Source organism: Thalassotalea sp. G2M2-11 (assembly GCF_017168195.1).
Taxonomy (GTDB): Bacteria; Pseudomonadota; Gammaproteobacteria; order Enterobacterales; family Alteromonadaceae; genus Thalassotalea_E.
Genome location: NZ_JADNYL010000002.1, coordinates 22872 through 38605 on the forward strand (window position 1 = coordinate 22872; position 15734 = coordinate 38605).

The 15734-nt window shown below is 36.3% G+C and carries 10 protein-coding genes and 1 pseudogene; 7 read left to right on the plus strand and 4 right to left on the minus strand.

Translation table 11 applies throughout. The features are described 5' to 3' along the window. The first annotated feature begins 46 nt into the window (after window positions 1-46). The 3 genes from IV514_RS05975 to IV514_RS05985 all read left to right on the plus strand — a co-directional run bounded on the left by IV514_RS05975 (window position 47) and on the right by IV514_RS05985 (window position 4499). The gene (locus IV514_RS05975) at window positions 47-1138 is read left to right on the plus strand and encodes an ABC transporter substrate-binding protein (RefSeq protein ID WP_206484058.1); all 1092 of its coding nucleotides are present in this window, start codon (window positions 47-49) and stop codon (window positions 1136-1138) included. A 371-nt stretch (window positions 1139-1509) separates the two neighbouring features. Further along, window positions 1510-3291 carry a PKD domain-containing protein gene (locus IV514_RS17445; protein ID WP_241242228.1) on the plus strand — a complete coding sequence of 594 codons (1782 nt, stop codon included), beginning with the start codon at window positions 1510-1512 and terminating at the stop codon, window positions 3289-3291. 356 nt (window positions 3292-3647) lie between these two features. Further along, window positions 3648-4499, plus strand: a complete 852-nt coding sequence (locus IV514_RS05985; RefSeq protein WP_206484059.1) for a hypothetical protein — start codon at window positions 3648-3650, stop codon at window positions 4497-4499. A 251-nt stretch (window positions 4500-4750) separates the two neighbouring features. Here IV514_RS05985 and IV514_RS05990 read toward each other — a convergent pair whose 3' ends face one another. The 3 genes from IV514_RS05990 to IV514_RS06000 are packed head-to-tail and all read right to left on the minus strand — an operon-like array spanning window position 4751 to window position 7821. After that, the gene (locus tag IV514_RS05990) at window positions 4751-5650 is read right to left on the minus strand and encodes a hypothetical protein (protein ID WP_206484060.1); all 900 of its coding nucleotides are present in this window, start codon (window positions 5648-5650) and stop codon (window positions 4751-4753) included. A gap of 5 nt (window positions 5651-5655) precedes the next feature. Then, entirely contained in the window at window positions 5656-6378 is a 723-nt protein-coding gene (locus IV514_RS05995) for a hypothetical protein (RefSeq protein ID WP_206484061.1), read from the minus strand. A gap of 36 nt (window positions 6379-6414) precedes the next feature. Then, the gene (locus IV514_RS06000) at window positions 6415-7821 is read right to left on the minus strand and encodes an FAD-binding oxidoreductase (RefSeq protein ID WP_241242229.1); all 1407 of its coding nucleotides are present in this window, start codon (window positions 7819-7821) and stop codon (window positions 6415-6417) included. A 631-nt stretch (window positions 7822-8452) separates the two neighbouring features. Between IV514_RS06000 and IV514_RS06005 the strand changes: the two genes are divergently transcribed. From IV514_RS06005 to IV514_RS06020, 4 genes and pseudogenes are all read left to right on the plus strand, one after another. Continuing rightward, complete coding sequence (locus IV514_RS06005) at window positions 8453-8815, plus strand: hypothetical protein (protein ID WP_206484062.1); 363 nt, start codon at window positions 8453-8455, stop codon at window positions 8813-8815. Between the two features lie 61 nt (window positions 8816-8876). Next, window positions 8877-10424 (plus strand): type IV secretory system conjugative DNA transfer family protein, encoded by a 1548-nt coding sequence (locus tag IV514_RS06010; protein WP_206484063.1) that lies wholly within the window; start codon window positions 8877-8879, stop codon window positions 10422-10424. Window positions 10425-10449: 25 nt separating this feature from the next. Continuing rightward, window positions 10450-11613: a DUF1887 family CARF protein gene (locus IV514_RS06015; protein WP_206484064.1), complete on the plus strand. Its 1164-nt coding sequence runs from the start codon at window positions 10450-10452 to the stop codon at window positions 11611-11613. 82 nt (window positions 11614-11695) lie between these two features. Beyond that, a pseudogene (locus IV514_RS06020) lies at window positions 11696-12601 on the plus strand (IS481 family transposase). A gap of 106 nt (window positions 12602-12707) precedes the next feature. On the opposite strand, the gene IV514_RS06025 reads toward IV514_RS06020, so the two are convergent. Then, complete coding sequence (locus IV514_RS06025; protein ID WP_206484065.1) at window positions 12708-15701, minus strand: biotin/lipoyl-containing protein; 2994 nt, start codon at window positions 15699-15701, stop codon at window positions 12708-12710. Window positions 15702-15734: the final 33 nt, after the last annotated feature.

A 15734-nucleotide genomic window follows, 5' to 3' on the forward strand; every position in this document is an offset into this window, starting at 1 on the left:
AATTAAACTACATCAATAATAAAATTTTCAAAAAGTAGTGTTTTACATGAATAAAAAAACGTTTGCATTATTAATAGTTTTACAGATTCCGTTGTTATGTTTTGCCAGTAATTTCAAAGTGTTTTTTTTAAACCCTGGCTATCCCGATCAAAATACTACTGGCAAGTTTTGGTCTAATGTCAGCGAATTTATGACAGCAGCCGCAAATGATTTAAATATTGAATTAAAAACTATCTACGCATTTAGAAACCATATCTTAATGAAATCTTTGGTAGATGAAATAGCAGCCCAACAGCCCAATTATGTAATAGTCGTTAATGAAAAAGGCATTGCGCTTAGCATTATCAAACAATTAGCAGCGCACAACATACCTACTTTTATGTTATTAAATACGTTAAACGAAAAAGACTATTCATCATTATCAGCTAAAGAGAAAAACTTATTAGTTGGGAGCGTTATTCCAAATAACTATAACGCAGGATATAAACTACTCAACGGTTTAATTGAACAATATGAATCTTTAACTAATCAAGGCAAGGTAAACACCTTACGTAATTTGTTGATTTTGAGAGGAGACTACACCACCCCTGCATCAATTGAACGAGATAATGGCTTACAAGACGCATTAGCGCAACATCAAACTATTCATATTATCGATAGTACAGTGGCCAACTGGTCTAAACAACAAGCCTATCAAAAAGTTAAAGGCATATTGCAGCGTAAACGAGTTGATATTATTTGGGCTGCAAATGACGCAATGGCTCATGGCGCTAAAAAAGCCGTCAACGAACTTTCGTTAGCACACCCTGTAGTGATCGGCGGCATTAATTGGGATGTTGAGGATCCACATTACCCGACAAATTTATCGTTTGGCGGCCATGTTACATTAGGCGCATTAGCATTAATTATGCTTAAAGATATTGATAACAATCAATTACCAAAAACCGAAAGACATCAAGTTATTGATATGTTCGAATCAAGCCTAACCCCTTACTCAGAGCTATTTAAAAAACGATTAAAACAACATCAACTTGAAAGTTATGACTTTAGCCAGCTTAGTTATAATGCTGATGATAAACTGCCTTTTACCATTGAAAATATCACCAAAACCTTCACGCCTCTTGAAGAAAGCTTTTAAATTTAGCGAGCAACATTAATAATATTTCACTGACCTTTACGTTTCGCTATGACTTTTTTACAAACTTAATGAGCTATCTATTCCCTTCACAAACAGGCTAGTTAAAGAGCATTTACAAACCAAATGCATTGCGTTTAAGTAAACAGTCCTGTTCCCTTGAAGTAAAAATTACGACCGCCCCATGAGGGCTCGTGCAACACAGCGATTCACTATTAAGAACAGACATAAAAACGAGAATAAAAAGATATGACAGGTGTTGCCAAAAAAGATACAAAGCAACAACCTTAACATTCTCACACAACGCATTAACAAACCCAATCATGCCTTGTCGTGAGTTCAACTAAATCCCAACCAAAAAGAGGATGGTTACTATGTTTTCATCTCGTTATGTTCTGAAGCCACTGTTACTTAGTACGATGATATCAGCCCCGCTCACTGCTATGGCTCAACCAGAGGCACTTGAGGCACAACCCTTGTTCACTCACCCTACATTTTCGGTGTTGCCATCGAAACATGGAGTGTCTGCAGTTAGAGGTAAATTGAACGCGCAAGCGGTGGCTAATGGCACTCAGCAGATTCAGTTGACTCTGCCCAATGGCAAAACAATTGAGGTGCAGCGTCACAACAATCGCGGACAACTCAATAATGCCTCATGGCATGGCAAAGTGATGGGCCGAAAAGACAGCGATGTTAGCTTAACGATATACAAGGGATTGGTATTTGGACGTATCGGCTTAGGCCAAGATACGTATGAGATTCGTAGCCAAGGCGGATATACGGTTGTCGAACAATTAGACACCGAGTCATTTCCTGACTGCGATAGCTCCATTCACGACTTCAATACCACAAACAATTTTGTGGTCCAAAATGAAGCGGCCGCTAATGAGGAGGATGGCACAGTTATTATCGATTTGCTGTCTGTTTATACTCAGGATGCCATCGACGGTGCAGGCGGAGTAGCCGAAGTTAATGCGTTAATCCAAGCTGCGATCGATGTTGCCAACACAGCATTTGTTAACAGCCAAGTTAATGCTGAATATCGCTTGGTACATACCGAACTCGTAAACTATGACGGGACTCAGTCAACTACGCGAGATGCGCGTGATTGGGCGGCAAATAATCCACAAGTGCAAGCTCTGCGCGACCAATACAGTGCCGATATGGTCTCCATTGTGCTTGACACCCCTTCCAGCTGTGGAACTGCATATATTCAGCGTCAACCAGGTCCAGACTTTGCGCCTTTGGCCTATCAAGCGACAGACATTGATTGTGCGGTTGGTAATATGACATTTAGCCATGAGCATGGTCATAACTTAGGCATGGAGCACAACCCAGAAAATACCAGTGCGACGTCTGATACCGCCTCGTTCGCATATTCTTTCGGCTTATACCATGACGGCAATTACCGCACGACCATGTCGTACTCATCGCCCTGCAACAACGGATGCAGCCGCGTCGCGTATTTTTCTAACCCAGATGTAGTATACAATGGCAAACCCACCGGCGTTGCCAATAAACATAACAATGCTCAAACAGCAAAAAATACCACGCCAATCATCGAACAGTTCCGTGCATCGGTTCCGCCAAGTGGCGATCCGAATGCACAATTTGACACCAATGTGAGTGGCTTAACTGTTAACTTTACTGACTTATCGTATGATGCTGACGGCACCATTCAAAGCTGGTTATGGGACTTTGGCGATGGCACTTCATCGAGCGAACAACATCCACAGCACAGCTATCTAGACAATGGTACTTATACCGTAAGCTTAACGGTCACCGATAATGACAGCATAACCGATACGGCCACACAGTCTTTGACCGTTATGGCCCAAGCTCCAGACTCACCGAGCAATTTGCTAGCCAACTACACCTATACTGGCAAAGGAAAAGATAAAACAATCACCGAAGTTGTCTTGGTCTGGAACGACAACTCTGGCAATGAAACCGGTTTTGAACTAGAGCGTTGCTTTGAAACCGTTTCAGGTAAAGGCAAAAAGCAAACCGTCACCTGTGATTACAGCCTGTATCAGACACTCACTGCGAATACACAAAGCACCTCGGTGAGTAATGAACCCGGCTGGCGCTATCGCGTTCGTGCGGTGAACAATAATGGTGCTTCTGATTATTCAAATTCAGTTATCGTTGATTAAAACCAACAAAAGACTGAATTTGAGTTAAAGAAAAATGCCGAGCGCTATGCTCGGCTTTTTTGTTATATAGGACGAAAATCAACTGAATGTTGTAAAAATTTTTGACATAAATTTCGAATTTAACTGATCGTACCATTAATTATCTCATTGTTTACTTAATCAATTTGCAGCGACTGTTAATGTGTAAAATTCCTCGGCAGTTGTTTTTAAGTATTTCTTTAACTAGACTCGATAAACTACCAAAATCACAAGAATTTTGGGATGTTCAACAAATAGTCCTGATTATGTTTTACAGGGAATAAGAATAATTAAAGGATAAAATAATAATGAATATGAAGAATTTAATAATAAAATCAATGATGTTAGCTAGTGCAGCGTTTAGCGCTACGACTTTAGCCGAAAAGGCACCAGACTTTAGCAAACATAGAGCTGTATTAGCATATGCAGAGCTTATGACACACCCTGACAGCGACGAAGCTGGTGGAATCATCGTATACCAACGTGATAAAGGCAATGGGCAATTGGGAGCGGACTTTGTTTACAATGATCCTCGTCGTGCTTCGTTTAACGGCGGTGAGGCCAATGTTAACTTTGCGGTTGACGATACTTCAATGACAAGTGATGCCGGAATGTCTAGTCAAGCATTTTGGATGAGAGATTCAGTTCATATTTGGAATAGAGAAACATGTTCAAATATGCGTATGGATGAAGTTGCTCACAATGGAAATAGAGGTGTTGTAGAGCGTTATTTTGAAGGCCAAGGTATTAATGCAGATTGGGGTGCCGACCTTACTCAAGTAGGTTTTCGCTCTGCAGCAGAGTTCCCTGCTGTTTTTGGTGGAGGTTCAAACATATTAGGGGTCACTTTTACGCTAACATGGGTAGATGAAAATGGAGCCCCAACAGATATTGACAATAACGGTAAAGCAGATGTTGCTTTCAGAGAAATTTATTATAACGACGAATATGAATGGTCGGATTCGGATGCTGTTGCCCAAGGAGCTATAGATTTTCCAACTGTCGCCATACATGAGGTCGGTCACGGGGTAAGTGCGGCTCACTTTGGGATGATTGCAGTTAAGAATCAACGTTTATTTGCTAAACCAAGAGCAATAATGAATGCTGTCTATGGTGGTCAATTGAGAGATTTGACTGGACGTGATAGTGGATCTCATTGTAGTAATTGGGCTCAATGGCCTAATGGTTAATACATAATTTTACAAAATTCACTAAGCCCTCTTCTGAGGGCTTTTTTATTGAGCTACCTATTATTGTCTACAAATACTATTAACGATAGTTAAATCATACCGTTACAAATCCAACTAACCATAAAATTTCAGACTGGGTTTCCGTAATTGACATGAGAACAATATCATTTAAATAGATCTTAACTGCCACATAGCCAATTAAATATAGCGAGACACATATAGATAAAACACGGTTCATTTGGTAGTTCCTTTTACCATTTTTTTCCAACGTGGTTATCTAAAACATCAATAGAGTCACTAATATGAAGCTCCGCTTTAGCATCATTTTTTATCTCAAAAATTTTACTGACTCCCTGCTCAACGAGAAACTGCAACTCTTCAATACCGCTAGTATCAACCCATTTTCCTTTACCTAGAACCGCAACTTGTTCGTCTGGCTCTAAAATACCTTCTTCAAATTTAATATTGGCTGCATATACACCAACGTAGTTTCGAGGGGATAACCCCATTTTTTCTAATGCATTTTTTCTTTTTTCGTTTTCTTGTTCAGTTAAAAAGCCACCACGATCTTTTTTATAATTAGAATCATCATGAACAATATCTTCATGAATCTTAATCTGGGCTTCATTCACTCTTACTAAAGCATATTGCTCACCACATTTTATTAGAAAATCGCTAACTTCTTTTACAACTTTAATCGTTTCCCAAATAGTCTTGGATTCAACGTGAGAGCCTGAACCTTTTGCAGTTACAACCTCTTCTTCACATAAAGCTCTTGTTTCATATGCTGCACATTGCTTATCGGAAAAAGGTGCAACAAGCGATTCTCCCATTAATCTAAGAGTTCCTTGAATTCGTACAACTTCATCATCATTGCAACTAACCAAATTCGATTTTTTAACTTCCTTGAAAGTACGAATAAATTTGCGTCTCCCCCAAAAATAAGAATAAACAAATGAAAATGCCCATAAAGTAATTGCAGGAAATCCAAATATTATGAGTAATCTATAATCAGTTTGATCCCAAATATTTCGAAACCATTCACTTGTTTCTGACAAATGCCAACCTCCGAATGCGAATAGCATCAACAGACCTAAGCCACCAAACAATCCAATGTAATGTAAATGCGTTTCGCTTAAATCAATTTTCATATTAATTACTCATCATAATAAATGGGTTGGCTAAATGAATATGATTTGCCATTAACTTCACACCACTTAGGGAATGAAATACTCGCAATATCTGCCTGTCCAACTTGTTCTTTATAACTCATCCAGTCTTTTAGTAGCTCTTCGCTATCTGTTATTTCTTTGGTTAGGTACTCTTTATATTTCGAGTCTTCCATTCGATTGAAGTAAGTTTTAGCTTCTTCTAATCTGTTAATAGCGTTTTTTTCTTCTCCTAAAAATATCGATTCAGATACATGGTGTACCTGGAAGTCAACATCATCAATCGCTGATATCGCCAGCCTATAAAGAGCGATTTGATCCGTAGGGTTATGTTTCAAAGCTTGGATAAAACATTCGTTTTCTCCAGTCATGTAGCCCAGCAGAGTATATGGGGCTGCCGATGACTCAATTGAACACCACTTAGTGAAAATATCCGTGATGTAAACTTGAAGAGGATGGGAAAGCAACTGATGAATGTCACTATTCCAAAATGCTAGCTCTGCTAAACGAACACAAATATCTCGCTGTTTTTTTAATTCAAGATTTTCAAGATTCTTGACGTAATCTTTCACAATACTGACAGCTTGCTTTTTTAAGCCTTTTTCCTTCAGAGAACAATATTCTGCAAAGAGTTCAAAGCCTGCTTCGTTTTTAAACCTCTCAGCAATATTTTTAAGGCCCTCAAAGTTCTCCTGATTCCAATAGTGCATTAATTGAGTACCTTATTAAAAATTTCCCGTTTCGCGCTATTCGTCATAATGCTGCTCCCACAATTTATTACTGAATCGATTATTGGGATCTAGCTTTTTCTTTAATGCAAAAAATTCATTAGCTCTTGGGTAGGCATTATGAAACTGCTCTGTCGTAGCGTGCAGTTGATATGGTAAATAATATGCTCCACCTTCAGAAATTACCGCGTCAATCATTTCCCGGCTCCACGCATTAACCTCTGCCTTATCCTGTTCTGATGTTCCTTGGCGGTAATAAACAACAAAAGCAAATACTTCTTCTCTCGCCCAAGCTAGCAGAGAACCTGTATCAGGTAACGCATGGCGTATTGATACATTAAGTACATTAACTTCGTGCGCTTTAAAAATGGCTGACATTTTTGCAGAAAAGCTATCAAACCGATCAATAGGAACAAAATACTCCCTGAGGACATAGGTTTCATTTTTTCGGCTTTTGGGTTCTAGTTCTCTAACATCATAACTAGCCTCATAGTTTCGCCATTGAACAGCTTCTGAAGAGTACTGAATAGGCTCAAAAATATGTTGCCTCATCCATTTACCAAGATCAGTATCAGCAACAAACTTAGCTGCTTTAGGTTGCCACCAATAATCCTTGTTACGTGAAATCAATTTATCTTGAACCGTAAGAGGCTTGTCCGTGTTAACCCAGCTAACACTATTCACATGTGTATAATCTGGCGGGTAAATATCAGCATTATGAAAAACGACACTTGAGTTATTTTTCACGTTCTGTTCAAAGTAAGAGGTGTATTTATCAATCGTCATGTAGTCAGTTTCTCGACCAACTTTTACGTTTGGCACAAGCTCAAGAGTCGCCTCTGCGATAACACCAAGTCCGCCATACCCTCCGATAACACCATAAAACACTCCAGAGTTTTCGTCTGGTGACGTATTTACAATATCGCCATTAGCTAAAACAACTTTGATTGATTTAACGGATCTTATAATTGGACCTTCACCCATATAGCGTCCATGCACATTAACGCTTAATGAGCCACCTACCGTGAAGTTAGAATATGACTGCATAATTTTTATAGAGAGATCTTCTGGATCAATAACATCCTGAATGTCACGCCAGCGGATACCACTTTGCACAGTAATTTCCTTTGCTGTGGGGTCAAAAGAAACAACTTGATTGAATTCTCTCATATCAAGGTGAAGATGATCTTGAAGCGCAATTTGCCCCCCTTGGCTATAGCGACCACCGCCAATGGATACTTTTCCTTTTGTTGCACTTATCGCTTGCTGAATATCTTCGATGGATTTAGGCGAAACCACTTTTAACACTTCTATTGGATTAAGCTGAGTGACATCATTTACTAAATTAACGTTATTGGGAAAAGGCTCTGGCTTTGGCGAAAAGTCCACTAACACATAGGCTGCAAACAAAAAAACGATTGCCAAAAATACAACAAAAATTATAGAGAGGTATTTAAGTAATCTCTTCCCTGCAATGAACATAAAATCCCTTTGTTTTTATAATATTAGAGAGCGGTTAGATTACCACCTTAACTACAACTTTGTCCAAAACAGATGATTTTTAGCATCTTGTTCAATAAGAACATTTACTAAATCCAATGTTCGCAAAATATAACTTTATTTCACCCATAAAAAAAGCGAGCACTTGGCTCGCCTTTTCAATTCGATTTAGTCACAAACTTTATTAAATCGCTCACAAACTTCATTAAGTATCGACAATAGTCGTCTAAATTAACCAACTTCATTAAGATAACCATCTTAATTAAATCGTTAACCAACTTAATTAATTCCCCTCAATCAAGTAGTGTCATGCTCTAATTAAGTTTGTGACTCGGCTCTCAAAAACAAAGAGCTACAACAGCAAAACAATTGAATTAAGTTTGTGACTAGAAAGCAAGCTCCACTCAATTTGCACATCTTTAGCTTAATTAAGTTTGTGACTAATTCACTGCATTTAAAATTCAAGCTATATTGCTCTAATTGCTTGAATGTTAGTCTAAATACTTTATGATTAAATTTCATACAAATGTATAAGCTCTGTAAAAGGATTTAAGTAGTGATTTCATTTTTAAGTTTATTTTTAGGTTTTGCATTAATAGGTCTAGTTTGTACCCTGTTTGGTGTAGTTTTAAGCCTATTTATGGGGTTACTTGGATTAACTACAAAAAAACTGAGTTTTTCTGACTCAGTAGAAGCATCAATGAGTTCACTTAAACCTGCTTTTATAACAGCAGCTATTCTAGTTGTTCCCGGTTGTTTAACACTACTCAGGCTAGCAAGCAACATACCAGACTTTTTGTACTACGAAGATAGATTTGGCAAGAATAATGACACAACCAGCGGTTTTTTCTTGTTTGTGTATATATTTTCCGCTGTGTTTATCATTTTATATATCTCTAAAATACGAAAACATCTTTAAATATTGAATAGTTACGTAAAACTCAAATTCTATAAATTTAATCAAAACATTAAAGGTTCAGATGACTACTCAAAAAGCTCCACCAAAGAATTTAGATGACGATGGTTTGTTACTAGCATGGTCACTTGAGCATGAGCATCAAAGACTCCCTATTGGCTTTAATTACGGTGAACAAACCAACCAAAGTAATTCGCCATCCAGTGATTTTCTTGATCCTGTAATTTTAGAGTCTGGTGGTCATGTAGCAACCATTGCGCCAACGGGTACGGGTAAAGGTGTTAGTTGTGTTATCCCTAACCTGCTCCATTATTCAGGGCAAGCAGTTATTATAGATCCTAAAGGCGAAAACTATGCTGTAACAGCAAAGCATCGAAAAGCAATGGGACACAAGGTTGTTGTTATTGACCCTTTTAATGTAACTGACGCTGTTAATAAAGATTGTTTGAATCCCCTCGATTTAATCGCGATTGATAAAGATGCAATGCCTTCTCTTTTAGATGAGTGTTCGGCTCTAACGGCACTATTAGTTGAAGAAACTAATATAAAAGATCCCTTTTGGGACCAAGCTGCACATAGAGTTATTGCTGCTTTAATTGGAGTAGTTGCTATAGGTAGTAATGAAGAAAGACATTTAGACAAAGTAGCTGACTTACTCAATCAAAGTGAAAAGAAACTTCGTGAGCTATTTTTTGTTTTGAATAAACAAACCAATAATATGTTTAATGGTTACTCATCGATTTTAGATACCGTGGCAAACAATACCATTAGTGGAATAGTAACAACAGCAAAGCAGCATCTACAGCATATTCAAAAAGGTGCTGTTGGTGACTCTATAAGCAATACAAGTTTTTCATTATTAGATTTCATCTCTGGTAAACCTATGACTATTTACTTAGTTTTGCCACCAGACAAACTCTATACACACCGAAAATTACTTCGCCTGTGGATAGGTACCTTAATTAGACTAATATTAAAACGTCCCGGAGCACCCGCTAAACCAACCCTAATGATGCTAGATGAAGCTGCACAGCTTGGGCACCTATCTGAGTTAGTACAATCAGTTACTTTACTACGTGGTTATGGAATGCAAGTGTGGACATTTTGGCAAGATATAAATCAGCTCAAGCAACTTTACCCTGACAATTGGCAAACCTTATTAAATAACTGTAAAGCGATACAAGCATTTGGTTTTCCAAATAAACTAGCCTGTGACGAAATATCAAATATTACGGGGTACAACCAAATCACTAACCTACTCGATTTAGACCGAGACGAAATGTTATTGCAGTTGGCTGGTGATGAAGCAGTAATTGCACAAAAGCCAAACTATTTACAAGATAATACTTTTGTAGGTAAATTTAATAACAATCCTTTTCATAGCAAGATTGACGCAAAAGGGTTTGTGCCTATTCATCCACAACGCATTTATAAAAGACCATCAAAGAATGCTCCCGAAGTTTCAGCATCGTTTGATATTAATAATCTAACCATTGATGGGATGCATCAAAAGTATAATAAAGACTATGAAAAACTAAGGAAAGTTTTTTCAAACGAGAAAAAATCAAATAAAGAAGAAAAGATAACGACAGACTCAGCCCAAGAAGATTAACTGAACCCTAAAGAATAAAAACAATATGGAACAACAAAATAAAGTCACACATCTTTGCTTAATTGGTGATGACCCAACAGCCAACCTTACACCAATTATTGACAAGAATATACCTAGTGACAGGGTCATTATTGCTCATGAAGAACATCAACATGAACAAGTTAAACAACTCAAAAAAGTGATCCAAACCAGAGGCTATAAAGTTGACAAGTGGTTATTACCAACAACTTTCAATACTGAAGAAATAAAATTTAATTTCATGCAGCTATTTGAGCAAGAGGCTAGCCACCCTAGCGATACATGGTTAAATGCAAGTAATGGCTCTCGCTATCAAATTCTAGCCGCATATGAGGTTGCAAAAGCGTATGAAGCCAAAATCTATATTGTTGAGCCAAAGTACGATGCACTATGTTGGCTTTCATCTAAAAATAAAGAAATGACACCCGTTGCTGATAAAATTAAGTTACATGAGTTTCTTACTGTTTATGGCTGTAGTTTAACTTCACAACAGAATAACAAAGGCATACCTGTTAATTTGAGAGCTATTGGCGAAAACTGGCTAAAACAAGCTGACAAACTTCAAACTGGCTTAGCTAAACTAAATTATCTTGCTCAGTTTACCAATAGCGATACCTTCATAAGCGAAGAGCAAGATAATGCAATGCTAAACGATGAGTCATTGCAATGGCTACTCAATGATTTAGAAACCATGGAATTAATTGAAGTAAAAGGAAAATCAGTTAATTTCCAAAATGAAAAAACACGTTTTTTTGCTAATGGCGGATGGCTTGAAGAGATAACATATAGCTATATTCGAAACTTAAGCAGCGAAATAGCAGAGCTACAAGATGATGGTCATAGTGTTGAAATTGAACGCTCAATCAATGGTAAAACAATAAAGAATGAATTAGATGTTGTCGCATTAGTAAACAACAAGCTCCACGTAATTGAGTGTAAAACTAAAAGGCTTAAAAATGGAGATGGAGCCAACATGCTCTATAAAATTGATTCATTAGCAGAACGGCTTGGAGGTATAAAATGTAACGCGGCTCTTATTACATTTTATTCTTTAAACAAAAGTGAAGTTGCTAGAGCCAGAGAGTTAAACATAGAAATATTTAACATAAGTCAAATTAGCAATTTGAAGGGTAATTTGAAAAACTGGCTAACTAAACAAATTATTGAATAGTAATTATAAAAAAGCTTATATATAAAAATCTCGACTTCGATTGACAGTTCATACTGTTATATAAAGATCTGGAGTCGAGCTTATGAATATCAAACACCAACAAGATATTACACGTAAATTAAAAGTTCTTAATCACGCAAAGAAAATTAAGAATGTTGCTAAGGCATGCCGTTACTTTGGTATCTGTAGAGAAACCTTTTATAAATGGAAAAGGATCTATGATAAGGATGGTGAGCAAGGGCTAATTAATAGTAAACCATGTCCTGAAAATCATAAGTTAAGGATTCCCAAGCCAATCGAAGAGAAGATCGTTTATCTTCGCCAGACCTATCATTTTGGCCCAGATATGATTGCTTGGCACTTACAGCGATACCACGATATCAAAGTCTCTAGAAATGGATGCTATTACGTTCTAGTGCGCAATAAACTTAATCGCTTACCAGATAATATCCCTAAGCGTTCTCGTTCTAAATTTAAACGTTATGAGAAAAGAGTTCCCGGTCATCACGTGCAGATAGATGTTAAGTTTCTGAAATTCAAGGCCAAAGACGGAAGAATCATTAAAAGATTTCAATACACAGCTATTGATGATTGCACTCGTGTAAGAGCACTGAAAATATATGAAAAACATACTCAATAAAGCTCAATTGATTTCCTAAATTACGTTGTTAAAAAATTTCCTTTTAGAATAAAAATAATCAGAACTGATAACGGTCATGAATTCCAAACGATGTTTCATTGGCATGCATCTGAACTAGGCTTAATACATGTCTACATTAAGCCTGCTAGCCCAAACTTAAATGGTAAAGTAGAGCGATCCCATTTAACTGATAAACGTGAGTTCTACCAACTGTTAGATTATAAAGATGACGTAGATTTAAGGCTTAAATTAGCTCAATGGGAAGACTATTATAATTTTCTGCGACCTCATGCAGCTCATGCTGGAAGAACACCTTATGAAAAACTAAAATCAAAGATGCTAAACTAGTATGTGTATGTCAGCAGAGGTCGTAGAAAAGACAGCTTATAGCCTCTTTTCTCAAAAAAGAGTCTGAGCTAGTACATATAAGCAATTTTAAAAAGCAATTTAAACTTTAATTAATAACTAATTCTGCTATTTTTTGTTCCCCCAACACTGTACTCCCCTCTGCGTAGAAAACCTTTCCAATTACACCTTCAAATTTAGCTGGTACTTCCAAAACCACCTTATCAGTTTCAATATCTACAATCACCTGATCTTTAGTTACTTTATCACCTTCAGACACGTACCATGTAGCTACAGTAGCATCGGCAACAGACTCAGGTAAGACAGGGACAAGTATTTCTTTTATTGTTTTAGAAGCACTTTGTTGACAGGTATAACTTTTTAAAGTTGGAACTAGTGCATCCATAATAGCTGTAGAGACTTCTAAATTTTTGTAGCTACCAGAAGTAAATAAAGCCTTATTTTCTTCAACAGTTTCTATATCCCCGCCCAATATCACGTACTCTAAAATAGCAGAACAACTTTTAGAGTGTTGAATAACCAACGCTAGAGAGTTAGCTAAGACCCTATGTTTTTCAGAAATCAATAATGAATAAACATATCCATTGCAAGGCGAAGATATTTCTCTTTGCACCATACCTTCCCCATCTATCTTAATACTAAATAAAGTATCAGAAGATGTAACATAATCACCAACATTCACGTACACTTCATCAACTATTACAGTTCCATTGGCCTCATTTATTATCTCTTTATCATAAACAGGTACAGATACAACATCGCCATATGTAAGTTCAGAATCATCCTCGAGCTTATTTTTTATATAATCAATTAATGCTCCGCTTCTTGTTAATTTGGAAGTAACCCATGCATCTAACCTACTTGCTCCTTTAACCAAATATGAATAAGTACTTCCGTCTTTTTCAGTTTCAATATTAGTATTAGTAAAAACACTATACATACCAATTGTTCTATCATTGCTTGACTGCCGATTAAAACCCGCCTTCCTAAAGATCAAAGTACAATATTGACCTTTATGAGCAGAAACAACATACTGTTCAAACTCGTCAATTTGAGAGCTTATTTCTTGAAGTTCATTGATATTATTGTCAAAAGAAGCATTTATAACTTGTAAAGAGTGCTCCATTTCACTTAGATCTAGCCCAGCTTTTTCTTTCTCAGCATACAATCCAGTTAGCTTTTCTTTCAACCAGTCTGATTCGACTAATTTATCATGATTAAGACCACCATTAAAAAAAGGTAATTCAGCTAATTCAAGTGAAGAGTTAACATGCAAATTAATAGCTTCACTAATTTTTTTCTTATTTCTAACTTCTATATCAAGGTCTTCGGAGTGTTCATTTTCTTTAAATCGAAAAAACAACCCCATTGAGAACAGGAGTACAAATCCAATTTGACTATATATCGAAAATGGAACAAGGGTATAAATGCCTGCATAATCAAACAGTACCAATGAGACTAGAATTACGACTAATATAAATACCGTAATTTTGGCCATTCCCATTTTTCCTTTGGCTTCACATAGGTAGCCTATTTTTTCTTCCTTCTTTTTACATAAATCTAACTGAGATTTAAGCGACTCTAATTCTTCAATCATTAAGTCTAATGATTGAATTGCTCCAATATAGTTATTTTTTCTTTCTATTACTTTTACTTCAAGCTTCTTTTCTGAATCAAGCTGCCTACCAAGTTTGAAATAAATTTCTGCTATACACTTCTTTAATAGAATGTAATGGGAGTATACTAATCTTGATGAATGATACGCTTGTACCATAATAGGTAATTCTGAATCTGGTTTAGTTACTTCTTTACGCTTTATATCTAATTTTTCTTGCGCCCACTTACTAGTTCTCATATACGCCTTATACATAGACATATATGTCTTACTTAGTTCAATAGATATTTTATCTCTTATTTTTGGGTAAATATCACTATAGTCTTCAGAAAATTTACTCTCTATTTCAGAAAAATACTTTGGTTTACTCTTAAATATTTTAAGTAAAGAATTCGCAGCGTTATCCAATAAACTCTCATTGGTTTGATTATCAATAAATGATTGAATATAGCACTTCGCGATATAATACTCAGTTTCCCAATTGTGTTTTGACTTTTGAGAAAGCTCTAAATATTCAAAAGCTTTTGTATAGTTACCTATTTTTAAATAGGATAAACCAATAGCTGACATACTCAATGCTTTCAAAAATGGAAGATTTTTTCGCTCAGTTATAGAACAAGATTTTTCACCTAATGCTATTGCTTTATTCCAGTCACTTGTATTATCCCCATAAATAGCTAATATTCTGCTTCCCCAAAAACAACCGAACATATCAGTACCATTGTTTTCAAGGATTTTCTCTACGTTGTTTAATGCGTCATTGTGCGCCCCATGAGAAAGATTATCACAAATGGCTTCTCTCCAGCCTTGCATTTGACTATGAAAGTGATTTAACGATTGATTTGTCTCGTCTTGGCTAAAATAAACTTGTTCTATTTCACTTCTATAGCCTTGAGGGATTTTGCCGATTTTTTCAAAATCAAAACCAGATACGTTTAATACTTCTTTGTCTAATATACTCTCTGTATACTCTTCTCTGTTTACAACTTCATGTATATCTTTTCCAATATCATTCACTATATCTTTAGGTAACAGTACAATTTCGGAAGCTCTTTTATGTGAAATGGTAACTTTAGACTTCAACCTCTCAATTAAGTCTCTAGTTGCTGGAGGGTACTCATACTCTTCTTCTTTAAAATCTATATCACTTGATTTCCTAATAACATATACGTAAACCCCTACTTTATCGCTAGATAATGCTGCGTTAATTTCATGTTCTAAGTATGTTATGCCGTCATCTGCAAAGCTACCAGCGGTTTCACCAATAAGAATAACTACATATTCAGAGTCTTGTAATAATTTAACACTATTTTCTTTTGGGTTTTGATAATAGGCTTCATTATTTGATAATATCCTTGGACGAATATTATACTGCTTTAAAAAAGGAGAATTATTAATTTCATTTTCAATCTCCCGCACTTCTTCTTTAAATTCGTCAAATACATGCGAAATAAATACTTCTTCCATTTATATCTCCTTTCCCCTAAATATTGATATTAA